The 22,637-nt window shown below is 63.6% G+C and carries 24 protein-coding genes; all 24 read left to right on the top strand.

Going from position 1 to position 22,637, the window contains the following annotated elements:
• The first annotated feature begins 10 nt into the window (after positions 1 to 10).
• The 24 genes from A0U87_RS08785 to A0U87_RS08670 all read left to right on the top strand — a co-directional run bounded on the left by A0U87_RS08785 (position 11) and on the right by A0U87_RS08670 (position 22,509).
• On the top strand, positions 11 to 379 hold the full coding sequence (locus tag A0U87_RS08785; RefSeq protein WP_004211722.1) for a DUF1622 domain-containing protein: 369 nt from the start codon (positions 11 to 13) through the stop codon (positions 377 to 379).
• 48 nt (positions 380 to 427) lie between these two features.
• The gene (locus A0U87_RS08780; RefSeq protein ID WP_137405445.1) at positions 428 to 1,546 is read left to right on the top strand and encodes a L,D-transpeptidase family protein; all 1,119 of its coding nucleotides are present in this window, start codon (positions 428 to 430) and stop codon (positions 1,544 to 1,546) included.
• Complete coding sequence (locus tag A0U87_RS08775; protein ID WP_048937336.1) at positions 1,543 to 2,109, top strand: M23 family metallopeptidase; 567 nt, start codon at positions 1,543 to 1,545, stop codon at positions 2,107 to 2,109. Before A0U87_RS08780 ends, A0U87_RS08775 begins: the two co-directional genes overlap by 4 nt.
• A 214-nt stretch (positions 2,110 to 2,323) precedes the next feature.
• Positions 2,324 to 2,887: an elongation factor P gene (efp, locus tag A0U87_RS08770; protein ID WP_004211725.1), complete on the top strand. Its 564-nt coding sequence runs from the start codon at positions 2,324 to 2,326 to the stop codon at positions 2,885 to 2,887.
• The gene (locus A0U87_RS08765) at positions 2,887 to 3,243 is read left to right on the top strand and encodes a hypothetical protein (RefSeq protein ID WP_010337223.1); all 357 of its coding nucleotides are present in this window, start codon (positions 2,887 to 2,889) and stop codon (positions 3,241 to 3,243) included. Before efp ends, A0U87_RS08765 begins: the two co-directional genes overlap by 1 nt.
• A 36-nt stretch (positions 3,244 to 3,279) precedes the next feature.
• On the top strand, positions 3,280 to 4,092 hold the full coding sequence (locus tag A0U87_RS08760) for an inositol monophosphatase family protein (protein WP_004211727.1): 813 nt from the start codon (positions 3,280 to 3,282) through the stop codon (positions 4,090 to 4,092).
• Positions 4,093 to 4,387: 295 nt separating this feature from the next.
• Positions 4,388 to 4,762 carry an NADH-quinone oxidoreductase subunit A gene (locus A0U87_RS08755; RefSeq protein ID WP_004211729.1) on the top strand — a complete coding sequence of 125 codons (375 nt, stop codon included), beginning with the start codon at positions 4,388 to 4,390 and terminating at the stop codon, positions 4,760 to 4,762.
• Positions 4,763 to 4,788: 26 nt separating this feature from the next.
• A complete protein-coding gene (locus A0U87_RS08750; RefSeq protein ID WP_017501785.1) occupies positions 4,789 to 5,307 on the top strand; it encodes an NADH-quinone oxidoreductase subunit B in 519 nt (172 codons plus the stop codon).
• 1 nt (position 5,308) lies between these two features.
• On the top strand, positions 5,309 to 6,097 hold the full coding sequence (locus tag A0U87_RS08745; RefSeq protein ID WP_048937335.1) for an NADH-quinone oxidoreductase subunit C: 789 nt from the start codon (positions 5,309 to 5,311) through the stop codon (positions 6,095 to 6,097).
• The gene (locus A0U87_RS08740) at positions 6,097 to 7,332 is read left to right on the top strand and encodes an NADH-quinone oxidoreductase subunit D (RefSeq protein WP_048937334.1); all 1,236 of its coding nucleotides are present in this window, start codon (positions 6,097 to 6,099) and stop codon (positions 7,330 to 7,332) included. The genes A0U87_RS08745 and A0U87_RS08740 overlap by 1 nt, the downstream gene beginning before the upstream one ends.
• Positions 7,332 to 8,015, top strand: a complete 684-nt coding sequence (locus A0U87_RS08735; protein WP_004211734.1) for an NAD(P)H-dependent oxidoreductase subunit E — start codon at positions 7,332 to 7,334, stop codon at positions 8,013 to 8,015. The genes A0U87_RS08740 and A0U87_RS08735 overlap by 1 nt, the downstream gene beginning before the upstream one ends.
• On the top strand, positions 8,012 to 9,358 hold the full coding sequence (gene nuoF, locus A0U87_RS08730) for an NADH-quinone oxidoreductase subunit NuoF (RefSeq protein ID WP_017501783.1): 1,347 nt from the start codon (positions 8,012 to 8,014) through the stop codon (positions 9,356 to 9,358). The genes A0U87_RS08735 and nuoF overlap by 4 nt, the downstream gene beginning before the upstream one ends.
• A 2-nt stretch (positions 9,359 to 9,360) precedes the next feature.
• Entirely contained in the window at positions 9,361 to 11,367 is a 2,007-nt protein-coding gene (gene nuoG, locus A0U87_RS08725) for an NADH-quinone oxidoreductase subunit NuoG (RefSeq protein WP_137405444.1), read from the top strand.
• Positions 11,364 to 12,413 carry an NADH-quinone oxidoreductase subunit NuoH gene (nuoH, locus tag A0U87_RS08720; protein ID WP_017501781.1) on the top strand — a complete coding sequence of 350 codons (1,050 nt, stop codon included), beginning with the start codon at positions 11,364 to 11,366 and terminating at the stop codon, positions 12,411 to 12,413. The genes nuoG and nuoH overlap by 4 nt, the downstream gene beginning before the upstream one ends.
• A complete protein-coding gene (nuoI, locus tag A0U87_RS08715) occupies positions 12,410 to 12,895 on the top strand; it encodes an NADH-quinone oxidoreductase subunit NuoI (RefSeq protein WP_004211738.1) in 486 nt (161 codons plus the stop codon). Before nuoH ends, nuoI begins: the two co-directional genes overlap by 4 nt.
• A gap of 29 nt (positions 12,896 to 12,924) precedes the next feature.
• Complete coding sequence (locus A0U87_RS08710) at positions 12,925 to 13,536, top strand: NADH-quinone oxidoreductase subunit J (protein WP_004211740.1); 612 nt, start codon at positions 12,925 to 12,927, stop codon at positions 13,534 to 13,536.
• Positions 13,533 to 13,838 (top strand): NADH-quinone oxidoreductase subunit NuoK, encoded by a 306-nt coding sequence (gene nuoK, locus A0U87_RS08705; RefSeq protein WP_004211745.1) that lies wholly within the window; start codon positions 13,533 to 13,535, stop codon positions 13,836 to 13,838. Before A0U87_RS08710 ends, nuoK begins: the two co-directional genes overlap by 4 nt.
• 10 nt (positions 13,839 to 13,848) lie before the next feature.
• Positions 13,849 to 15,945 (top strand): NADH-quinone oxidoreductase subunit L, encoded by a 2,097-nt coding sequence (nuoL, locus tag A0U87_RS08700; protein ID WP_017501780.1) that lies wholly within the window; start codon positions 13,849 to 13,851, stop codon positions 15,943 to 15,945.
• Positions 15,945 to 17,498, top strand: a complete 1,554-nt coding sequence (locus A0U87_RS08695; protein ID WP_007714750.1) for an NADH-quinone oxidoreductase subunit M — start codon at positions 15,945 to 15,947, stop codon at positions 17,496 to 17,498. The genes nuoL and A0U87_RS08695 overlap by 1 nt, the downstream gene beginning before the upstream one ends.
• On the top strand, positions 17,498 to 18,934 hold the full coding sequence (gene nuoN, locus A0U87_RS08690) for an NADH-quinone oxidoreductase subunit NuoN (RefSeq protein ID WP_048937332.1): 1,437 nt from the start codon (positions 17,498 to 17,500) through the stop codon (positions 18,932 to 18,934). Before A0U87_RS08695 ends, nuoN begins: the two co-directional genes overlap by 1 nt.
• Positions 18,931 to 19,644, top strand: a complete 714-nt coding sequence (locus A0U87_RS08685; protein ID WP_080993553.1) for a biotin--[acetyl-CoA-carboxylase] ligase — start codon at positions 18,931 to 18,933, stop codon at positions 19,642 to 19,644. Before nuoN ends, A0U87_RS08685 begins: the two co-directional genes overlap by 4 nt.
• A 10-nt stretch (positions 19,645 to 19,654) precedes the next feature.
• Positions 19,655 to 20,437, top strand: coding sequence for a type III pantothenate kinase (locus A0U87_RS08680; protein WP_037507523.1), 783 nt, complete (start codon positions 19,655 to 19,657; stop codon positions 20,435 to 20,437).
• Positions 20,434 to 22,071: a ribonuclease J gene (locus A0U87_RS08675; protein WP_037507521.1), complete on the top strand. Its 1,638-nt coding sequence runs from the start codon at positions 20,434 to 20,436 to the stop codon at positions 22,069 to 22,071. The genes A0U87_RS08680 and A0U87_RS08675 overlap by 4 nt, the downstream gene beginning before the upstream one ends.
• A gap of 168 nt (positions 22,072 to 22,239) precedes the next feature.
• Positions 22,240 to 22,509 carry a DUF1467 family protein gene (locus tag A0U87_RS08670; protein ID WP_007714730.1) on the top strand — a complete coding sequence of 90 codons (270 nt, stop codon included), beginning with the start codon at positions 22,240 to 22,242 and terminating at the stop codon, positions 22,507 to 22,509.
• Positions 22,510 to 22,637 lie beyond the last annotated feature (128 nt).

Here is a 22,637-nt window from a genome sequence, read left to right as displayed (position 1 = left end):
GGTGCTGGGCATGGCGTTGGAAGAATTCGTCCATCAGTTGGCGGAATATGTCGCGCTGCTGGTCAATCTGCTGGCGATCCTGGCGATCGCCATCGGCTCCGTTCAGGGTGCGATCGGCCTGACCGGGCTGCTGCTTTTCAAGGCGGACGAATCGAAGCTCATGCCGGTCTGGATGAGCTTTGGCCGCTGGGCGGTCGCCGGACTGAGTTTCCAGCTTGCGGCTGATATCGTGGAAACCAGCATCGCCCCGACCTGGGCGGAAATCGGCAAGCTCGGGGCGATCGCGGCCATCCGCACCTTCCTCAACTATTTCCTCGATCGCGATCTGGAGGGGATACGCGAGCGCGAGAAGGCCAAGGCGGAGGCCGAAGCCATCTGATCGCAGCGGCACAGGCAGCTTTCTGCCGCCTGCTGCGTTGTCTCTTCCATGATGTGGGAGAGTATCGCCTTGAAATATCGTCTTCTCGGCCTGCCGCTGCTGTGCGCGGCCTGCAATGTGTCGACCACCGACGCCAATGAAAGCCAGCCAGCCGCTCCAACCAACCAGACACCGATCAACCAGACACAGGCCGCGCCCGACCCTTCGGCTGCCTATGCTTTCCAGGTCGTGGAGGAACCCGGCGGCAAGCCCTGGCAGCCCAACCAGATATTGCAGGCGCAGGTGGCGCTCGATCGCTGGGGCTTCTCGCCCGGCGTGATCGACGGCAAGGACGGGATAAGCTTCAAGGCGGCCTTGCGCGGCTTCCAGGAGGCGAACAAGCTGCCGGTCACTGGCGATTATGACCAGAAGACCTCGGCCGCGCTGCTGGAGGGGGAGGCGAAGCCGACCACCTGGCTGGTGCGCATTCCCGACGGTTTTGCCCGCGGGCCCTTCTTCGACATCCCCAAGGGCCTGAACAATCAGGCGAGCCTGCCCGTGCTTACCTATCGCAACCTGCTCGAAAAGCTGGCGGAGCGCTTCCACACCACGCCCGAAGTGCTGACCGGCATGAACCCGCCCGATACGAAGGTCGCTGCTGGTGCGACCGTCCGTGTGCCGGCGATCGCCAACCAGCCAGTGGCACGGATCGAGGGCGACGAGCGTGGCTGGGGCGAAACGCTCGCCAGCCTGGGCGTCGCCAGGGACCAGCCACAGGCCGACCATCTGGTGGTCGACAAGTCGGAAGGGCTGCTCAAGGTCTATGGCGCGGACAACCGCCTGATCGCGCAATTCCCGGTCACCACCGGGTCACAGCATGATCCGCTGCCGCTGGGCGAATGGACGATCAAGGGCGTCAGCCGCAATCCCGATTTCCATTATAATCCCGACCTGTTCTGGGATGCCGCGTCGAAGGATCAGAAGGCGGTGCTGAAACCCGGTCCCAACGGCCCGGTCGGCGTCGTGTGGATCGATCTGTCCAAGGATCATTATGGCATCCATGGCACGCCCGAGCCGCAACTGATCGGCCGCACCGAAAGTCATGGCTGCATCCGCCTCACCAACTGGGATGCCGCGCGGCTGGCGCAGATGGTGAAGAGCGGCGTCAAGGCGAAGTTCCAGGCATGAACGTCCGGCTGTGGGGCGGTGTCGCGGTCGCGCTGCTGCTCTGCATCGCCTTCGCCCGCTATTGCGTGCGGATCGTCCCGGCCGATGCGCCGGTGCGATCCGTTGCATCCGCGCCGCCAACCGTCAGCAACGGCGCGCTGCTGATCCCGGTGGAGGGCGTGCCGGCGTCCGCGCTCACCGACACCTTCACCCAGGCGCGGGCAGGCGGCGCCCGCCCGCATGATGCGATCGACATCATGGCGGCGCGGGGCAGGGCGGTGCTGGCCGCTGCCGACGGCCGGATCGAGAAGATCTTTTGGAGCGAGGTGGGTGGCCGCACCCTTTATGAACGCGCGCCCGACGGGCACACCCTCTATTATTATGCCCATCTCGACAGCTATGCGCCCGGCCTGCACGAAGGGCAGGCGGTCAGGCGCGGGCAGCGCATCGCGACCGTGGGCAGCACCGGCAATGCCGATCCCGCCGCGCCGCACCTCCATTTCGCCGTTAACCGCATGGCGCCGGCTGATCCCTGGTATGGTGGCCAGCCGGTCAATCCCTATCCGCTGCTGGTCGGCCAATGACCTGTCCTATCGGCCCGCGATCGGCTATCATCGGGGCCAGCCGCGACCGAAAATTGCTCAAGTAGGAAAGCGAATTTCAAAATGTGCGGGAAATGTGCGAAGTTAAGCGGAAACGCCGCCCTCTTGCCCTTGGCGCCGTCTCGCGGTAAAGGCGCGGCCAGCCTCGCAGAGGCCGGCTCTTTTCCACATTCAGACATATAGGCAGGCTCTTCCCATGAAGATCAGCGGCGTGGACATTCGTCCCGGCAACAATATCGAATATGAGGGTGGCCTGTGGCGCGCCGTCAAGATTCAGCACACCCAGCCCGGCAAGGGCGGCGCCTATATGCAGGTGGAGCTGAAGAACCTGATCGATGGCCGCAAGAACAATGTCCGCTTCCGCTCGGCCGAGAGCGTCGAGCGCATCCGCCTCGACACCAAGGATTTCCAGTATCTCTACCCCGAGGGTGACATGCTGGTGTTCATGGACACCGAAACCTATGACCAGATCAACCTGCCGATGGACCTGGTCGGCGATGCCGCCGCCTTCCTGCAGGACGGCATGATGGTCATGCTGGAAATGTATGAAGAACGTCCGATCAGCGTCCAGCTGCCCGAGACGGTCGAAGCGACCATCGTCGAAGCCGACGCCGTGGTGAAGGGCCAGACCGCATCGGCCAGCTACAAGCCGGCGATCCTCGATAATGGCGTCCGCGTCATGGTTCCGCCGCACATCGTCACCGGCACGCGCATCGTGGTCGATGTCTATGAGCGCGAATATGTGAAGCGGGCCGACTGATGCGGTTCGGGCGCAGCACGGCAGTCGCCGCCATCCTCGCGATCGGCGCTGTGCCGGCTGCGCTCCCTGCCCAGACGGTCAACAAGCCGTCCAAGGCGCAGATCGACAGTGCGGCCTATGTGCTGCAGGTCATCAGCAGCGCGCTGGAGTCGAAGGAGGTCGAACAGCCGGTCAAGACCGCGCTGTTCGAATGCCTCTACAGCAATTCGCTGTCGCAGATCAGTGCGGCGACCGACAAGGTGATCGCGGGCAATCCGGGCAAGGTGAACCGCAAGGATCCCTCGCAGATGCTGGCGGTGATCGCCGGCACCTGTGGCTATCGTCCGGCCGCCGCCAAGCCCGCCCCCAAGAAATAAAGCAAAGGCCGCCCACCGGGGCGGCGGAGATTTTACATGGTATCCCATTCCGGCCTTCTCACCGTCATGGAACGCGCCGCCCGCAAGGCCGGCTCCAAGCTGCGCCGCGACTTCGGCGAGGTCGAGCATCTGCAGGTATCGCGCAAGGGGCCGGCGGACTTCGTGTCCAAGGCCGACAAGCAGGCCGAACAGACGCTGGTCGAGGAATTGCAGAAGGCGCGTCCCGACTGGGGCTTCCTGCTGGAAGAGGGCGGGGTAATCGAAGGAGATCCCAACAAGCCGCGCTGGATCATCGATCCGCTCGACGGCACCACCAACTTCCTGCATGGCATCCCGCACTTCGCCATCTCGATCGCGGTCGAGGAGCCGTTGTTCGGCGGCAAGCGCGAAGTGACCTCGGGCCTGATCTACCAGCCGGTCACCGACGAAAGCTATTGGGCGGAAAAGAATCGCGGGGCCTGGCGTCATGATCAGCGCCTGCGCGTCTCGGCCCGTCGTGACCTCGCCGACTGCCTGATCGCCACCGGTATTCCGTTCATGGGTCATGGCAACATGGCCGAATGGACGCGCATCTTCGGTGCGGTGGCGCCTTCGGTCGCCGGCCTGCGTCGCTTCGGTGCCGCCTCGCTCGACCTCGCCCATGTCGCCTCGGGCCGCTATGACGGCTTCTGGGAAAGCGGCCTCCAGCCCTGGGACGTGGCGGCTGGCATCCTGATGGTGCGCGAAGCTGGTGGCTTCGTCAGCGACTTCCGCGGCGGCGACCAGATGATCGACCGCAAGGAAGTGATCGCCGGCAATGACGCGACCCACAGCAAGCTGCACAAGCTGGTCGCAGGCGCGCTGCGCTAAGAGCCTGGTCGCGATTGGGGGAGGCGCTCCGCGCTTCCGCCGATGGCGTGAATCGGGCTCTGCTAAGCTTCTGATTTAAGAGCAAAGGGCGTCGGCCCACCGCGGCGAGTCTTCGGGCTTCCAAAGGTGGTCCGGCGCCTGTTTTTTTGTGTCTGCGGCAATCGTCTCTTGCGCTTTTGGTAACGCGATCAAGCCTTTGCAATTGTTGCGAATCATTCTCATAGGTTCGCCCCTTGCTTCGCATATGCAGCAGGCCTAAAGGCCCCCCAGAACAATTTTCGCCCAGGGGATTCCATTGGTCGATCTCAGCCAATATCTGCCGATCCTGATCTTTCTCGGGATCGCTCTGCTGCTCTCCAGCACCTTCGTCTTCTTGCCGATGCTGGTTGGCCGCCTGACCGGTGCGCACAAGCCCGATCCTGCCAAGCTGTCCGAATATGAATGCGGCTTCCCCGCATTTGAAGAGCCGCGCAGCCAGTTCGACGTGCGTTTCTACCTTGTCGCCATCCTGTTCATCATTTTCGACCTGGAAGCGGCATTCCTCTTTCCCTGGGCGGTGAGCCTTGACCAGATCGGCTGGGCCGGCTGGGCGACGATGATGATCTTCATAGCGGAGCTGGTGCTCGGCCTCGTCTATGCGTGGAAGAAGGGAGCACTCGATTGGGAGTAGAACTGACCAGCCCCATTCCCGGCACCATGCCGCCAATGGGGACGCAGCCCGACCAGGACTTCTTCAACGCGCTCAGCAGTGAAGTCAGCGACAAGGGCTTCCTTGTCACCTCGACCGAGGAACTGTTCCAGTGGGCCCGCACGGGTTCGCTGTGGTGGATGACCTTCGGTCTCGCCTGTTGCGCGGTGGAAATGATCCACGTCAACATGCCGCGCTACGACATGGAGCGCTTCGGCGCCGCGCCGCGCGCGTCTCCGCGTCAGTCGGACGTGATGATCGTCGCCGGCACGCTGTGCAACAAGATGGCTCCGGCGCTCCGCAAGGTCTACGACCAGATGTCCAACCCGAAATATGTGATTTCGATGGGCAGCTGCGCCAATGGCGGTGGTTACTACCACTATAGCTATTCGGTGGTCCGTGGCTGCGACCGCATCGTGCCGGTCGACATCTATGTGCCGGGTTGCCCGCCGACTGCCGAGGCTCTGCTCTACGGTATCATGCAGCTGCAGCGGAAGATCCGCCGGATCGGGACGATTGAGCGTTAATATGGGCCATTCTGCACCCAAGATCGTGAACCCCGAGGGGATTGCCGAGGAAATCGCCGCCCTGCTGGGTTCGATGCTGGTCGAAACCGTCGACCATGCCGACGAACTGAGCTTTACCGTCGTGCGCGAGGATTTGGCCAACGCCATGGTCGCGCTGCGCGACATGGGCCATTATCAGCAGCTGATGGAAATCGCCGGCGTCGACTATCCGGAGCGTCCGGACCGGTTCGAGGTCTGCTACCATCTGCTGAGCGTCACGCGGAACCATCGCGTTCGCGTGAAGGTATCGACCGACGAGGATACGCCGGTGCCGACCGTCACGCACCTCTGGCCGGTCGCCGGCTGGCTGGAGCGCGAAGTGTTCGACATGTATGGCGTCATCTTCGACGGCAATACCGACCTGCGTCGCATCCTGACCGATTATGGCTTCAAGGGGCATCCGCAGCGCAAGGACTTCCCGCTGACCGGCTATGTCGAGCTGCGCTATTCCGAAGAAGACAAGCGCGTCGTCTATGAGCCGGTGAAGCTGGCCCAGGACTTCCGCAGCTTCGACTTCATGTCGCCCTGGGAAGGCGCGCAGTACGTGCTGCCGGGTGACGAAAAGGCCGCAGCACCTGCTGCTGCGCCCGCAGCCGCACCCACGCCCAAGGCGACGGAAAGCAAGGCCGACACCGGTGCTGGCGATGCCGCCAACAAGAAGGCCGAGGAAAAGTCGGCCGACGCGCCGGCCAAGCCCGCCGCCGAAACCGATGAAGGCAAGGGGGCTGCCAAGCCCGAAGGTAAGGCCTGATGTCCGACTATCTCGAAAAGATGGATCATGTCACCGATGCGGCCGACCCGGCCTATGGTGACACGGAAATCCAGAACTACACGATCAACTTCGGTCCGCAGCACCCTGCGGCGCACGGCGTTCTGCGTCTGGTCATGGAACTGGACGGCGAAATCGTCGAGCGCTGCGACCCGCATGTCGGCCTGCTGCATCGCGGCACCGAAAAGCTGATCGAGCACAAAACCTATATGCAGGCGCTGCCCTATTTCGACCGGCTGGACTATTGTTCGCCGCTCGGCATGGAGCATAGCTATGTCCTGGCGGTCGAAAAGCTGCTGAACCTGGAAGTGCCGCTGCGCGCGCAATATCTGCGCGTGTTCTTCGCGGAACTGACCCGCATCTGCAATCACATGCTGAACCTGGGTTCGCACGTCATGGACGTCGGCGCGATGACGCCGAACCTGTGGCTGTTCGAAATTCGCGAGGACTGCCTCAACTTCTTCGAGCGCGCGTCGGGCGCCCGCATGCACTCGGCCTATTTCCGGCCGGGCGGCGTGCATCAGGACGTGCCGCTCAAGCTGCTGACCGACATCGCCGACTGGCTCGACACCCGTCTGCCGCGCCTGTTCGAGGACGCGATGAGCCTGGTCGTCGACAACCGCATCTTCAAGCAGCGCAATGTCGACATTTCGATCGTCAGCAAGGAAGACGCGCTGAAGTGGGGCTTCTCCGGCCCGATGCTGCGTGGCTCGGGCATCGCCTGGGACATCCGCAAGGCGCAGCCCTACGACGTCTATGACCGCATGGACTTCGACGTTCCGGTCGGCACTGCGTTCGACTGCTATGACCGTTTCATGGTCCGCGTCGAGGAAGTGCGCCAGTCCGCGCGCATCATGAAGCAGTGCCTCAACGAGATGCCCGAAGGGCCGATCGCCAGCTTCGACCGCAAGGTCTCCCCGCCCAAGCGCGGCGAGATGAAGAAGTCGATGGAAGCGCTGATCCACCACTTCAAGCTCTATACCGAGGGCTTCCACGTCCCCGCGGGCGAAGTCTATGTGGCGACCGAAAGCCCCAAGGGCGAATTCGGCGTCTATCTGGTCAGCGACGGCTCCAACAAGCCCTATCGCTGCAAGATCCGCCCGACCGCCTTCAGCCATCTGCAGGCGATGGACTTCATGATGAAGGGCCACATGCTGGCCGATACAACCGCTGTACTGGGCGCGATGGACATCGTGTTCGGAGAATGTGACCGATAATGGCTGACGCAGTTCATATCCCCGATGAGGCCGAAACCCGCGCGCGCTGGGGCGCGTTCGAGTGGACGCCCGAAAATGCCGAGCAGGCCAAGAAGGTCATCGCGCGCTATCCCGCCGGTCGCCAGCAGTCGGCGGTGATGCCGCTGCTCGACCTGGCCCAGCGTCAGGTCGGTGCGGAAACGCAGACCAATGGCTGGCTGCCGGTTCCGGTCATGGAATATATCGGGCGCCAGCTCGATATGCCGTACATGCGCGTCTATGAGGTCGCGACCTTCTACACCATGTACAATCTGGCGCCGGTCGGCCGCTATCATGTGCAGGTCTGCGGCACGACGCCGTGCATGCTGCGCGGGTCGGACGATGTCTTCGCCGCGTGCAAGAACAAGGGCCTGGTCAAGGGCGGCACGACCCCCGACGGCCTGTTCACCCTCAATGAGGTCGAATGCCTTGGGGCCTGCGCCAACGCGCCGATGGTCCAGATCAACGACGATAATTTCGAAGATCTGACCTACGACAGCACCATCGCCATCCTGGAAACGCTGGCCGCCGGCGGCCAGCCCAAGATCGGCCCGCAGATCGATCGTCAGACCAGCGCGCCGGAAGGTGGCCCGACCACCCTCAAGGAGATGGTCGGCGAAAATCACGACTATCGCGGTCAATGGAACGAAGGAGCGACGGCATGACCGATGCACCCGCAGCAGCTCCGACTCCGGCCCCCTTCGTCGGGCCGCTGTCCGACAAGGACCGCATCTTCACCAACGTCCACGGCTTCCAGGATTGGGGCGTCGACGCCGCGATGAAGCGTGGCGATTGGGACAATACCAAGAAGCTGATGGAAATCGGCCAGGACGCGATCATCGACACCATCAAGGCGTCGAACCTGCGCGGCCGTGGCGGCGCCGGCTTCCCGACCGGCATGAAGTGGAGCTTCATGCCCAAGGAAAGCAAGGACGGCCGTCCCAGCTTCCTGGTCATCAACGCCGACGAATCCGAACCGGGTTCGTGCAAGGACCGCGAAATCATTCGCCACGATCCGCACAAGCTGATCGAGGGCGCGCTGATCGCCGGTTTCGCGATGCGGGCGCGTGCCGCCTACATCTATATTCGCGGCGAGTTCATCTATGAGGCGAAGGTGCTCTTCGCCGCCGTCGAACAGGCCTATGAAAAGGGCTTCATCGGCAAGAATGCCTGCGGTTCGGGCTATGATTTCGACGTCTTCGTCCATCGCGGCGCGGGCGCCTACATCTGCGGCGAGGAAACCGCGCAGATCGAAAGCATCGAAGGCAAGAAGGGCCAGCCCCGCCTGAAGCCGCCTTTCCCGGCGGGCGCAGGTCTCTATGGCTGCCCGACCACTGTGAACAATGTGGAATCGATCGCGGTTGCGCCGACGATCCTGCGTCGCGGCGCGGCCTGGTTCAACGGCTTCGGTCGCGAGAATAACCGCGGCACGAAGCTGTTCCAGATCAGCGGCCATGTGAACAAGCCGTGCGTCGTCGAGGAATCGATGTCGATCCCGTTCCGCGAGTTGATCGACCGCCATTGCGGCGGCATTCGTGGCGGTTGGGACAATCTGCTCGCGGTCATCCCCGGCGGTTCGTCGGTGCCTCTGGTTCCCGCAAAGGAGATCATGGACGCGCCGATGGATTTCGACGGCCTGCGTGCGCTGGGCTCCGGCCTTGGCACCGCCGCCGTCATCGTCATGGACAAGTCGACCGACATCGTCCGCGCCATTTCGCGTCTCTCCTACTTCTACAAGCATGAGAGCTGCGGCCAGTGCACGCCGTGCCGCGAAGGCACCGGCTGGATGTGGCGCGTCATGGAGCGTCTGCGCACCGGCGACGCCGACCAGAGCGAAATCGACATGCTGTTCCAGGTGACCAAGCAGGTTGAAGGCCACACCATCTGCGCGCTCGGCGACGCGGCGGCATGGCCGATCCAGGGGCTGATCCGGCACTTCCGTCCGGAAATCGAGCGCCGGATCAACGAGAACAAGGGTAGTGCCCCCGTCATGGAGGCAGCGGAGTAACCATGCCGAAGGTCAAAGTAGACGGCGTAGAACTCGAAGTCCCGGCGGGCGCCACAGTCCTCCAGGCTTGCGAGCAGGCGGGGAAGGAAATCCCCCGTTTCTGCTATCATGAGCGCCTTTCCATCGCCGGCAATTGCCGCATGTGCCTGGTCGAGGTGAAGCCTGGACCGCCCAAGCCGCAGGCTTCGTGCGCGCTTCCGGCCACGGAAGGCCAGGAAATCCGCACCGACAGCGAAATGGTCAAGAAGGCCCGCGAAGGGGTGATGGAGTTCCTGCTCATCAACCACCCGCTGGATTGCCCGATCTGCGACCAGGGCGGCGAGTGCGATCTTCAGGACCAGTCGGTGGCCTATGGCCGCGGCTCGTCGCGCTATGACGAAAACAAGCGCGCCGTCACCGAGAAGAATATGGGTCCGATCGTCAAGACGGTCATGACCCGCTGCATCCAGTGCACCCGTTGCGTGCGCTTTGCGGAAGAAGTCGCGGGCGTGCCGGAAATCGGCGCGATCTATCGCGGTGAGAATATGCAGATCACCACTTATCTCGAACATGCCGCCAAGAGCGAGCTGTCGGGCAACGTGGTCGACCTCTGCCCGGTCGGCGCTCTGACGTCGAAGCCCTACGCATTCGAAGCGCGTCCGTGGGAACTCAAGAAGACCCATGCGATCGACGTGATGGACGCGGTCGGCACCAACATCCGCCTCGACAGCCGTGGCCGTCAGGTGCTGCGCGCCGTGCCGCGCATCAACGACGACGTGAACGAAGAGTGGGCGTCGGACAAGACCCGGCACAATGTCGACGGTCTGGTCCGCAAGCGCCTCGACAAGCCGTTCGTGCGCAAGGATGGCAAGCTGGTTCCGGCGACCTGGGCGGAAGCTTTCGCCGCCGTCGCCGCTGTCCAGCATGGCGGCAGCGTCGCGGCGATCGCCGGCGACCTGCTCGATTGCGAAACCATGTTCGCCGGCAAGGCGCTGGTCGAAAAGCTCGGCGGTTCGCTGCTGGAAGGCCGCCAGACCGGCCTGTCCTACGATGTGTCGAGCCTGTCGTCGGTGGTGTTCAACACGCCGCTCGCCGATCTCGAAACCGCGGACGTCATCCTGCTGGTCGGCACCAACCTGCGCTGGGAAGCGCCGCTGGTGAACACCCGCATCCGCAAGGCGATCAAGAAGGGCGCGAAGGTCTTCGCCGTTGGTCCCGAATTCGACCTTACCTACAAGGTCGAATGGCTGGGCAATGACGCGTCGCTGCTGGCCAAGCTGCCGGACGCCGTGGTCGAAGCCTTCAAGGGCGCTGCCCGTCCGGCGATGATCGTCGGTGGCGGCGTGCTGGCCAAGGACGGCGCGCATGGCGACACGCTGGCGCTGGTCGAGACGCTGGGCCTGATCAAGGACGGCTGGAACGGCTATAATGTCCTGCACTTCGCGGCGGCCCGCATGGGCGGCCTGATGCTGGGCTATGCGACCAAGGGCGGCATCAAGGCCGTGGCCACTGCCGCGCCCAAGCTGCTCTTCTCGCTCGGCGCCGACGAGGTCGACTATTCGGCCTTCGAGGGCAGCTTCAAGGTCTATGTCGGCCATCATGGCGATCAGGGCGCCCATGCGGCGGACGTGATCCTGCCGGGCGCAAGCTATGCCGAAAAGGCCGGCACCTACGTCAACCTGGAAGGCCGGGTGCAGTTCGGTGAAAAGGCTGTGTTCGCGCCGGGCGACGCCCGCGAAGACTGGTCGATCCTGCGCGCCCTGTCGGAAGCGCTGGGTGCCAAGCTGCCGTTCGACAGCTTCGACGCGCTGCGCGCCGAAATGGTCAAGGCGGTTCCCGCGCTCGGCGTCGAGGGTATCGCCGACTATGGCTGGTCGGTCCCGTCGCTGCCGACCGGTGCGACCGGCGAGCTGGGTTCGCCGATCAAGGATTTCTACCTCACCAACGCGATCTGCCGCGCCAGCCCGACGATGCAGCAATGCTCGGCCGAGCTGATCCATGGTGAAAGCTTCGCGGAGGCCGCAGAGTGACCGCTTTCTTCCAAGGCCTTGGCCTGCCTTTCGAGGGCGCCTGGCTGCTTTCGACCATTATCGGCATTCTGGTCATCGCACTGCCGCTGATGCTGGCCGTCGCCATGATCATCTATGCCGACCGCAAGATCTGGGCGGCCATGGCGCTGCGCCGTGGTCCCAACGTCGTCGGCCCGCTGGGCCTGCTTCAGTCCTTCGCGGACGGCCTCAAGGTCTTCCTGCAGGAAACCATCGTTCCCTCGGCGTCGAACAAGGCGCTGTTCCTGATCGCGCCGATCATCACCTTCACCGTGGCGCTGATGGCCTGGGCCGTCATCCCCTTCGGCGTCGGCGTGATGGTGTCGAACGTCAATGTCGGCCTGCTCTACATCCTCGCCATCTCGTCGCTCGGCGTCTATGGCGTAGTGCTGGCGGGCTGGGCGTCCAACTCCAAATATCCCTTCTACTCCGCGATCCGTGCCAGCGCGCAGATGATCTCCTATGAAGTCTCGATCGGCTTCATCCTGATCACCGTCGTGCTGTGGGCCGGCAGCTTCAACATGTCGGCGATCGTGGAAAGCCAGAAGGGCTATTATGGCTTCCTCAACGGCAACGGCTTCAACCCGCTGCTGTTCCCGATGGCGATCATGTTCCTGATTTCGGCCATGGCGGAAACGGCGCGCGCGCCGTTCGACCTGACCGAAGCGGAATCCGAACTGGTCGCGGGTTACCAGACCGAATATTCGTCGATGGCCTTCGCCCTGTTCTGGCTCGGCGAATATGCCAACGTCATCCTGATGTGCGGCCTCAACGCGATCCTGTTCTGGGGTGGCTATCTGCCGCCGTTCGACTGGGCGCCGCTGTATCTGGTGCCGGGCATCATCTGGTTCCTGCTCAAGATCGCCTTCTTCTTCTTCGTCTTCTCCTGGGTGAAGGCGACGGTGCCCCGCTACCGTTATGACCAGCTGATGCGGCTGGGCTGGAAGATCTTCCTGCCGACCTCGCTCTTCTTCGTCTTCCTGGTTTCGGGCTTCCTCATGCTGACGCGCTATGGAGGCGCACAATGAGCCTCGGTTACTACGTCAAAAGCTTCACCCTCTGGGAGTTCGTGAAGGCGCACTGGCTGACCTTGAAGTATTTCTTCAAGCCCAAGGCGACGATCAACTACCCGTACGAGAAGAACCCGATTTCGCCGCGTTTCCGTGGTGAACATGCGCTGCGCCGCTATCCCAACGGGGAAGAGCGCTGCATCGCGTGCAAGCTGTGCGAGGCCATTTGTCCGGCGCAGGCGATCACCATCGAGGCGCAGCCGCGCGACGATGGCAGCCGCCGCACCACGCGCTACGACATCGACATGACCAAGTGCATCTATTGCGGCTTCTGCCAGGAAGCCTGCCCGGTCGATGCGATCGTCGAGGGCCCGAACTTCGAGTTCGCGACCGAAACCCGCGAGGAGCTGATCTACGACAAGGCCAAGCTCCTGGAAAACGGTGACAAGTGGGAGCGTGCCATCGCTGCCAATCTTGCTGCCGATGCCCCCTATCGTTAAGCCGCCGGCGTCAAAGGGAATATGAACCTGTGATCCACGTCCTCGCCTTTTACCTGTTCGCCATTCTGGTGGTGAGCAGCGGCGCGCTCACGATATTGTCGCGCAACCCGGTCCACTCGGTCCTCTGGCTGATCCTGGCCTTCTTCAACGCTGCCGGTCTGATGATCCTGCTCGGCGCCGAATTCATCGCGATGCTGCTTGTCATCGTCTATGTCGGCGCGGTCGCGGTGCTGTTCCTGTTCGTCGTCATGATGCTCGACATCGACTTCGCCGAACTGCGCGCCGGCTTCGTCAGCTATCTGCCGTTCGGCCTGCTGATCGCGCTGGTGCTGCTGGCGGAAATCGTCCTGGGCATCGGCCTGTGGAGCGCCGGTCCGATCGAGCTTGCGCAGCGTGCGGCCCCGGCCAATCCGGAACTTTCCAACATCCAGGCGATCGGCGGCATTCTCTATACCCGCTACATCTTCCTGTTCGAGGCGGCGGGTATCGTCCTGCTGGTCGCGATGATCGGCGCCATCGTGCTGACCCATCGTGCCCGTGGCGGCGTCCGTGGTCAGAATGTTGCCAAGCAGAACCGCCGTCGTCCGCAGGACGCCGTGCGCAACATCAATCAGCCCGTGGGGCAGGGGGTGGAGCTGTGATCGGCCTTCAACATTATATGGTGGTCAGCGCCATCCTCTTCGTGATGGGGGTGCTCGGCATCTTCATCAACCGCAAGAATGTCATCATCATCCTGATGGCGATCGAGCTGATCCTCCTCAGCGTGAACATCAACCTCGTGGCCTTCAGCGCCTTCCTGGGCGATCTGGTGGGCCAGGTCTTCTCGATGTTCGTGCTGACCGTCGCGGCGGGTGAAGCGGCCATCGGCCTCGCCATCCTCGTCATTTACTTCCGTGGTCGCGGCACCATCGCCGTCGACGATGTCAACCGGATGAAGGGCTGAGCCAAATCCCATGATCCAGCTTATCGTCCTTCTCCCGCTGCTCGCCGCAGCCATCGCCGGCCTTGGCAACAAGGCCCTGGGCAAGATCCCGGCGAAGATCGTCACGACCGGCGCGCTGTTCGCAGCCTGCGCCATGTCCTGGCCGATCTTCATCAGCTTCCTGACCGGCCACGCCGAACCCTATGTCGCGCCCGTCTTCACCTGGATCGAAAGCGGCAGCTTCGATGCCCAGTGGGCGCTGCGGGTCGACACCATGACGGCGGTCATGCTGGTGGTCATCACCAGCGTGTCCAGCCTCGTCCACCTCTATAGCTGGGGCTATATGGACGAAGAGCCGGATCAGCCGCGCTTCTTCGCCTATCTCTCGCTCTTCACCTTCGCGATGCTGATGCTCGTGACCGCGAACAATCTGCTGCAGATGTTCTTCGGTTGGGAAGGCGTGGGTCTGGCCTCCTACCTGCTGATCGGTTTCTGGTTCCGTAAGCCGAGTGCAAACGCGGCTGCGATCAAGGCGTTCGTCGTCAACCGCGTCGGCGACCTTGGCTTCATGATGGGCATTTTCGGCACCTATCTGGTGTTCAATACCATCTCGATCCCGGAAATCCTGGAAATGGCCCCGTCGATGGCCGGTTCGACCATCGGCTTCCTGGGACACCGCTTTGACACCATGACCGTGCTCTGCCTGCTGCTGTTCATCGGCGCGATGGGCAAGTCGGCACAGCTTGGCCTCCACACCTGGCTTCCCGACGCGATGGAAGGCCCGACCCCGGTGTCGGCGCTGATCCACGCGGCCACCATGGTCACCGCTGGCGTCTTCATGGTTTGCCGTCTGTCGCCGATGTTCGAAATGTCGCCGACCGCGCTGACCGTGGTCACCTATGTCGGTGCCGCCACCTGTCTGTTCGCCGCCACCGTCGGCACCGTGCAGACCGATATCAAGCGCGTCATCGCCTATTCGACCTGTTCGCAGCTGGGCTACATGTTCTTTGCGGCCGGTTGCGGCGCCTATGGCGCGGCGATGTTCCACCTCTTCACCCATGCCTTCTTCAAGGCGTTGCTGTTCCTGGGCGCCGGCTCGGTCATCCATGCGATGCACCATGAGCAGGACATGCGCTACTATGGCGGCCTGCGTAAGAAGATCCCCGTGACCTTCTGGACCATGACGCTCGGCACGCTCGCCATCACGGGCGTCGGCCTGCCGCTCGTCGGCGTCGGTTTCGCCGGCTTCTATTCGAAGGACGGCATTCTCGAAGCGGCCTTCGCGTCGGGCGGTGCGGGCATCGGTGCCTATTATGTCGGCGTGTTCGCCGCGCTGCTGACCAGCTTCTACAGCTGGCGCCTGGTCTTCCTGACCTTCTTCGGCAAGCCGCGCTGGACCCAGTCCGAGCATATCCAGCATGCGCTCCATGATGCCCATGGGCATGACGATCACGGCCACGGCCATGACGATCACGCCCATGCGGGCCATGGTCATGACGATCATGCCCACGCCCACGCCGATCATGGCCATGACCATCATGCCCATGACGCTGGCGACGGCACCGGTGGCTACCATCCGCATGAAAGCGGCCTGGTCATGCTGATCCCGCTGCTGGTGCTCAGCCTGGGCGCCGTGTTCGCCGGCTTCGTCTTCCACGACCAGTTCATTGGTCCGGAAGGGGGCATCGAGTTCTGGAAGGGCGCGCTCGCGTTCGACAGCCACCTGATGCACGCCGCGCATGAAGTGCCGACCTGGGTCAAGTTCGGTCCGTTCACCGTGATGCTGACCGGCCTGGTCATTGCCTGGCTCGCCTACATCAAGAACACCGACTGGCCGCAGCGCTTTGTCGCCACCTTCGGCGCCCTGCACCAGTTCTTGCTCAACAAGTGGTATTTTGACGAGCTGTACAACTTCCTGTTCGTCAAGCCCGCCTTCGCCATCGGCCGCTTCTTCTGGCAGTTCGGTGACGTCGGCTTCATCGACCGCTTCGGCCCCAACGGGCTGGCTGCTCTGGTCGTGCAGGGCAACAAGATCACCCGTCGGCTTCAGTCCGGCTACCTCTACACCTATGCGCTGGTGATGCTGATTGGCCTCGCCGCGGCTGCAACCTGGGCGATGACACGATAATGGACGGCTTCCCCATCCTCTCCCTGATGATGGCAGTGCCGATGGCTGGTGCCATCGCCTGCCTCTTCGCTGGCGCCAATAATGCGCGCTGGATTGCGCTGATCGCCACGCTGGTCGATCTGGTCCTGGGCATCGTCCTGTGGGTCAACTTCGATCAGTCGGGCGCAGGCGCCCAGTGGCAGTTCACCGAATATGCGCCGATCTTCGGCCGCTTCGCGTGGGCGCTCGGGATCGACGGCATCGCCTTGCTGCTGATCGCGCTGACCGTGTTCCTGATGCCGATCTGCATCGGCGCCAGCTGGAACGCGATCAACAAGCGCGTCGGCGAATATATGGCGGCGTTCCTGTTCATGGAGGTGCTGATGATCGGCGTCTTCACCGCGCAGGATCTCTACCTCTTCTACATCATGTTCGAAGCCGGCCTGATCCCGATGTATCTGATCATCGGTATCTGGGGTGGTGCGAACCGTATCTACGCCTCGTACAAATTCTTCCTCTACACGCTGCTCGGCTCGGTCCTGATGCTGATCGCGATGATGTGGATGGTGCATGAGGCCGGCACGACCCGCATCCCCGACCTGATGGCCTACAACTTCGATCCGAAGATCCAGATCTGGCTGTTCCTCGCCTTCTTCGCCAGCTTCGCGGTGAAGATGCCGATGTGGCCGGTCCATACCTGGTTGCCCGACGCGCACGTTCAGGCGCCGACCGCCGGTTCGGTCATCCTGGCAGGCGTGCTGCTGAAGATGGGTGGCTATGGCTTCATCCGCTTCTCGCTGCCGATGTTCCCGGAAGCCTCGGCGCAGCTCGCGCCCTGGGTCTGGGGCCTGTCGATGGTCGCCGTCGTCTATACCAGCCTCATCGCGCTGGTTCAGTCGGACATGAAGAAGCTGATCGCCTATTCGTCGGTCGCGCACATGGCGATCGTCACCATCGGCCTGTTCGCCTTCAACCAGGCGGGCCTGGAAGGCGCGATGATGGTCATGCTGGGCCACGGCCTCGTCTCGGGCGCGCTGTTCCTCTGTGTCGGCGTCATCTATGACCGCCTGCACACCCGTGAGATCAACCGCTATGGCGGCCTCGCGATCAACATGCCGCGCTACGCCGTGCTGTTCCTGCTCTTCACCATGGCTTCGGTCGGTCTGCCGGGCACCAGCAACTTCGTCGGTGAATTCCTGTCGCTGATGGGCATCTATCAGGTCTCGACCTGGGCAGCACTGATCTGCACCACCGGCATCATCCTGGGTGCGGCCTATATGCTCTACCTCTATCGCCGCATCTGCTACGGCGATCAGGTGAACGCCGATGCCGCCGCCATGCCTGACCTGTCGGCGCGTGAAATCTGGCTGCTCGCCCCGATTGCCGCGGCGGTGCTCTGGATGGGCGTCTATCCGGAAAGCTTCCTGGCCCCGATGCGTCCCGACATCCGCGCGCTCGAAGCGCGTCTCGCCCCTGCGGCTCCCGCAGGAGATTCCCAGATCAAGATGGGTGCGCCCAAGCCGGTAGGCGAGGGCCATCATGAAGAAGCCGCTGCGCACGGGGAGGCGCACTAATGATCGAAACCGCTTCCCTTCTGGCCGTACTGCCGGAACTCATCCTCACCGGCTCTGGCCTGGTGCTGATGCTGATCGCCGCCTTCGGTGGTGACCGCTCGACCCATGCCGTCAACTGGCTGGCAGTGCTGGCACTGCTCGCCGCCGGCCTCAGCCTCTGCACCTCGATGGCGCATGGCCCGGTCGCGTTCGACGGCCTGGTCCGTGCCGACGCCTTCTCGGTCTACGCCAAGGCGCTGATCTATGGCGCGGCCGGTGCGGCCATCCTGCTGGCCCCGCGCTTCTTCGCCACCGGCGGCGCGCTGCGTCCCGAATATGCCGTCCTGATCGTCTTTGCCGCCATCGGCATGGGCATGATGGTCTCGGCCGGTGACATGCTGACGCTCTATGTCGGCCTGGAAATGAACAGCCTCGCATCCTACGTGCTGGCCAGCTTCATGCGCCAGGACGAGAAGTCGTCGGAAGCGGGCCTCAAATATTTCGTGCTCGGTTCGCTGGCCAGCGGCATCCTGCTCTACGGCATCTCGCTGCTCTACGGCTTCACCGGTTCGACCGCGTTTGACGGCATTGCCATTGCCATGGGTGACGGCGTGTCGAAGGGCGAGCTGTTCGGCCTGGTCTTCGTGCTCGCGGGCCTCGCCTTCAAGATCAGCGCCGTGCCGTTCCACATGTGGACGCCCGACGTCTATGAAGGCGCGCCGACCCCGGTCACCGCCTTCTTCGGCAGCGCGCCCAAGGTCGCCGCGATGGGCCTGATGGTCCGCGTCGCGATCGAAGCGCTTGGCCCGGCCGGCCTCGACTGGCAGCAGATCATCATCTTCGTTGCGCTCGCCTCGATCCTGTTCGGTGCAGTCGCGGCGATCGGCCAGACCAGCCTCAAGCGTCTGATGGCCTATTCGTCGATCAACAATGTCGGCTTCGCGCTGGTCGGCCTCGCCGCCGGCACGCCCGCCGGCGTTGCCGCGACGATGAGCTACATGGCGATCTATGTCGTCATGACCATCGGCGCCTTCGCCTGCATCCTCCAGATGCGCACCGCCGACGGCAAGCCGGTCGACACGATCGCCAGCCTTGCCGGCCTGTCGCAGTCGCGCAAGGGCCTGTCGGCCGCTTTCGCGATCTTCATGTTCTCGATGGCCGGTATCCCGCCGCTGTTCGGCTTCTGGGCGAAGTTCCTGGTGTTCGATGCCGCGGTCGCCGCCAATCTGACCGCGCTCGCCGCCTTCGGCATCGCCATGTCGGTGATCGGCGCCTTCTATTATCTCAAGATCATCAAGACGATCTATTTCGACGAACCGGCCGCGCCCTATGAGGCGAAGGGCGGGGCGGTCGAGAATATCATCATGGCTGCCTGCGCCATCGTGATCGTCTTCGGTTATCTGCTCAACCCGCTGCTGGACAAGGCCAGCGCGGCTGCGGCGGCTTCGCTGTTCTGACGCAGTTTCGCACCGTAGAAGAAACCGGCTCCACCAATGCCGACATGCTGGCATTGGCGGAGCAGGGTGAAACCGAGGGCCTCTGGCTGCGCGCAAAGCGACAGTCCGGAGGCCGCGGTCGTTTGGGCCGGGCGTGGGAAAGTCCGGTCGGCAATCTCTATTGCTCCACCCTGATCCGGCTGCAGCCGGGCGACCCGATGGCGCACACGCTGGCGCTGGTCGCGGCGAACGCCGTCCATGCGCTGGTCGCGCCGCTCTGTGCCGGACAGGCGCGGATCAAATGGCCCAATGACATATTGGTCGACGGCGCGAAGATCGCCGGCATCCTGCTGGAACGCACCGGCGATGCCGTGGTGGTCGGCATCGGCATCAATGTCACCCATTTCCCGGAAGGGCTCGACCGTCCGGTGACCAGCCTCGTCGCGCAAGGCGCGGACGGGCAGGGCGCGGACGCCGCCGCGCTGCTGGAACGGCTCGCCCAGCTTTTCGGCCATTGGCTGGCGATCTGGCGTGCCCAGGGACTTGATCCGGTGCGCACCCATTGGCTGCTCAACGCCCATCCGACCGGCACGCCGATGCGTGTCGTCCAGCCCGATGGCGACGTGGTGGAGGGTGGCTTCGGCACGCTCGACAGCCAGGGCATGTTGATCCTGCGCTTGGCGAATGGCGATACCCGTGCCATTCATGCCGGCGATATCTTTCTCATCTGAGGGTTCGGCCATGCTTCTCGCGATCGACGCGGGCAACACCAATGTCGTTTTCGCGCTGCTCGACGGGCGTGAGATCAAGACGCGCTGGCGCATCGCCACCGACCCGCGCCGCACGGCCGACGAATATGCCGTGTGGCTGAACCAGCTGCTGATGCTGGAAGGCTATGCCATGGCCGATGTCGACGCGGTGATCGTCGCCACGGTCGTGCCGCGCGCGCTGCATAATCTTCAGGTGCTGGCCGACAAATATTTCAAGACGACCGCGCTGGTCGCCGGCCAGTCGCCGGTCGACTGGGGCATCGAACTGGACGTGGCGGAACCGGCCTCGGTCGGCGCCGACCGGGTTGTAAACGCGATCGCGGCCCACCATCTTTATGAGGGCGACCTGATCGTCATCGATTTCGGCACGGCGACGACTTTCGATGTGGTGGACTATCGCGGCGCCTATAAGGGCGGCATCATCGCGCCGGGCATCAACCTGTCGCTCGATGCGCTGGTGGCGGCCGCGGCCAAGCTGCCCCGCATCGCGATCGCCCCGCCAGAGAACCGATCGGTTATCGGTCGGACCACGGCCGACGCCATGCTGATCGGCGTCTTCTGGGGCTATGTGGCGATGATGGAGGGGCTGGTCGCCCGGATGCGGGCCGAGATCGGCCGCCCGACCAAAGTGATTTCGACCGGAGGACTCGCTGTCCTCTTCAATGACAATAGCGATATTTTCGATGCGATCGCGCCCGACCTGACGATCCAGGGCCTCGCATTGCTGTACGAACGGAGTTTACAGACAGAATGACACCCAAGGACGAGCTGCTCTTCCTGGCCCTCGGCGGCTCGGGCGAGATCGGCATGAACGTCAATCTTTATGGTTGCCAGGGCAAATGGGTCATGGTGGACCTCGGCCTGACCTTTGCCGATCCGCTTTATCCCGGCGTGGAGCTGGTGCTGCCCGACCTTGCCTTCATCGAGGAGCGCAAGGACGACCTACTCGGCATCGTGCTGACCCATGGCCATGAAGACCATATCGGCGCCATCCCCTACCTCGCGGCGGACCTGGGCGTGCCGCTCTATGCCACGCCCTTCACTGCAGGCCTGATCCGCCTGAAGCTGGAGGAAGAGGGCCTGACCAAGGAGGTCAAGCTCCACGTCATCGAGAATGAGGGCAGCTTCAATCTCGGCCCGTTCGGCTTCCGTTATGTGCCGCTGGCCCACTCGATCCCGGAGGGCAATGCCGTCCTGATCGATACGCCGCACGGCCGCATCTTCCACACCGGCGACTGGAAGCTGGACGCCGCCCCGCTGCTTGGCCAGCCCTCCACCCCGGAGGAACTGACCGCGATCGGCGACGAGGGCGTGCTGGCCTTGGTGTGCGACAGCACCAATGTCTTCAATCCAGAACCATCGGGTTCTGAAAGCACGGTGCGCGATGGCCTGATGCAGACCGTCGCAGCGGCGAAGGGCCGCGTGCTGGTCACGACCTTCGCCTCCAACGCCGCGCGCGTGCAGACGCTGGGCGAGGTCGCGGCCGCCACCGGGCGCAAGCTGTGCGTCGCCGGCCGCTCGCTCGACCGCATTATCAGCACTGCCAAGGCCGCCGGTTATCTCAAGGATTTCCCGCCGCTGGTCGACTGGGATGATGCGATGGACCTGCCGCGTTCGGAAGTGATGTTCATCGCCACCGGCGGCCAGGGCGAGGCGCGCGCCGCGCTCTCGCGCATCGCCTTTGACAGCCACCCGATCAAGCTGGCCGAGGGCGACACCGTCGTCTTCTCGTCCAAGCAGATTCCGGGCAATGAAATCGCGATCGGCCGCATCCAGAATGCGCTGGCGACCAAGGGCATCATCATGGTGACCGACCGCCAGGCCGAGGTCCATGTCTCGGGCCATCCGGGCCGTCCGGAACTGGAATCCATGTATCGCTGGATCCGCCCCGCCATCCTGCTGCCGGTTCATGGCGAGCGCCGCCACATGGCGGAACAGGCGCGGCTTGGCCTCGCCACCGGCATCCCCGATGCCGTGGTCCAGTCGAACGGCGACCTGCTGCGCCTGGCACCGGGGAAGCCGACGATCATCGGCCATGAGGATACCGGCCGTCTGGTCCTCGACGGCGACGTCATCCTGCCCGCCGACGGCGCGACCATGAACGAACGGCGCAAGCTCGGCCTGCACGGTCAGATCAGCGTCGCCGTGGCGCTCGACGCGAAGAACCGCCTGATCGGCGAACCCGTGCTGCGCACCCAGGGCGTGCCGGTGGAGGAAGACAAGGACGCCTTCCTCGCCGAAGCGGCCGAGGAAGCGGCGGCGGCCGTCGCCAAGGGATCGATGGAGCAGGAAGCCCTGCGCGAACGCCTGCGCCTCGCCGTGCGCCGCACCGCGACCCGCTGGACCGGCAAGAAGCCGATCGTCGACGTACTGCTGATCCGCGCATGATATAAGAGAGCGCCGTTCGCTATCCTGCGGGAGCAACGCGAACGGCGCTTTCGTTGACAGCCGGAAGCCTTTAGGCTCGGGCCGATCAAAATTGAATCGTCATAGCGAGCGAAACGCCGCTGTGACGGGAGAGGGTAGAGGCATGCGCTGCAATAACGGGCGGGCCGGATGAACTGGTACGCCATCTTCGCCATCTATGTGCTGTTCTGGGTGATCAGCGCCTTCCTCGTCCTGCCCTTCGGCCTGCGCACGCCCGACGAGACGGGCGAGCTACTGCTGAAAGGCCAGGCGGACAGCGCCCCCAGCAACTTCCGTCCCGGTCGCGTCATGCTGCGCGCAACCCTGCTCTCGGCCGTCCTGTTCGGCCTCTATTATGCCAATTATGTGCAGGGCTGGGTCACGATCGACAATATCCCCGGCCTCCATCCGCCACGCTGAGTGGGGATGACGGAGTTGGGTTGGAACAAGACATAGCCCCTCCCTTCCAGGGAGGGGTTGGGGTGGGTGGCGAGCGTAGCGAGCTTCTGCCCTATCGACCGTAGACCGCCGCTACGCGGCGCACCCGC

This window comes from Sphingobium sp. MP9-4 (assembly GCF_005281675.1).
GTDB classification, from domain to species: domain Bacteria; phylum Pseudomonadota; class Alphaproteobacteria; order Sphingomonadales; family Sphingomonadaceae; genus Sphingobium; species Sphingobium yanoikuyae.
This window is presented reverse-complemented; position numbering and strand designations above follow the sequence as displayed.

Bases quoted from the DNA above. Each gene is read 5' to 3' on its own strand.
- A0U87_RS08675 (WP_037507521.1), top strand. From the start codon at position 20,434: ATGACACCCAAGGACGAGCTGCTCTTCCTGGCCCTCGGCGGCTCGGGC.
- A0U87_RS08750 (WP_017501785.1), top strand. From the start codon at position 4,789: ATGCCGCCAATGGGGACGCAGCCCGACCAGGACTTCTTCAACGCGCTC.
- nuoI (WP_004211738.1), top strand. From the start codon at position 12,410: ATGAGCCTCGGTTACTACGTCAAAAGCTTCACCCTCTGGGAGTTCGTG.
- nuoF (WP_017501783.1), top strand. From the start codon at position 8,012: ATGACCGATGCACCCGCAGCAGCTCCGACTCCGGCCCCCTTCGTCGGG.
- A0U87_RS08785 (WP_004211722.1), top strand. From the start codon at position 11: ATGGCGTTGGAAGAATTCGTCCATCAGTTGGCGGAATATGTCGCGCTG.
- nuoG (WP_137405444.1), top strand. From the start codon at position 9,361: ATGCCGAAGGTCAAAGTAGACGGCGTAGAACTCGAAGTCCCGGCGGGC.
- A0U87_RS08695 (WP_007714750.1), top strand. From the start codon at position 15,945: ATGGACGGCTTCCCCATCCTCTCCCTGATGATGGCAGTGCCGATGGCT.
- A0U87_RS08740 (WP_048937334.1), top strand. From the start codon at position 6,097: ATGTCCGACTATCTCGAAAAGATGGATCATGTCACCGATGCGGCCGAC.
- A0U87_RS08670 (WP_007714730.1), top strand. From the start codon at position 22,240: ATGAACTGGTACGCCATCTTCGCCATCTATGTGCTGTTCTGGGTGATC.
- nuoN (WP_048937332.1), top strand. From the start codon at position 17,498: ATGATCGAAACCGCTTCCCTTCTGGCCGTACTGCCGGAACTCATCCTC.
- A0U87_RS08765 (WP_010337223.1), top strand. From the start codon at position 2,887: ATGCGGTTCGGGCGCAGCACGGCAGTCGCCGCCATCCTCGCGATCGGC.
- A0U87_RS08735 (WP_004211734.1), top strand. From the start codon at position 7,332: ATGGCTGACGCAGTTCATATCCCCGATGAGGCCGAAACCCGCGCGCGC.
- A0U87_RS08680 (WP_037507523.1), top strand. From the start codon at position 19,655: ATGCTTCTCGCGATCGACGCGGGCAACACCAATGTCGTTTTCGCGCTG.
- nuoL (WP_017501780.1), top strand. From the start codon at position 13,849: ATGATCCAGCTTATCGTCCTTCTCCCGCTGCTCGCCGCAGCCATCGCC.
- A0U87_RS08780 (WP_137405445.1), top strand. From the start codon at position 428: ATGATGTGGGAGAGTATCGCCTTGAAATATCGTCTTCTCGGCCTGCCG.
- A0U87_RS08760 (WP_004211727.1), top strand. From the start codon at position 3,280: ATGGTATCCCATTCCGGCCTTCTCACCGTCATGGAACGCGCCGCCCGC.
- A0U87_RS08775 (WP_048937336.1), top strand. From the start codon at position 1,543: ATGAACGTCCGGCTGTGGGGCGGTGTCGCGGTCGCGCTGCTGCTCTGC.
- A0U87_RS08745 (WP_048937335.1), top strand. From the start codon at position 5,309: ATGGGCCATTCTGCACCCAAGATCGTGAACCCCGAGGGGATTGCCGAG.
- efp (WP_004211725.1), top strand. From the start codon at position 2,324: ATGAAGATCAGCGGCGTGGACATTCGTCCCGGCAACAATATCGAATAT.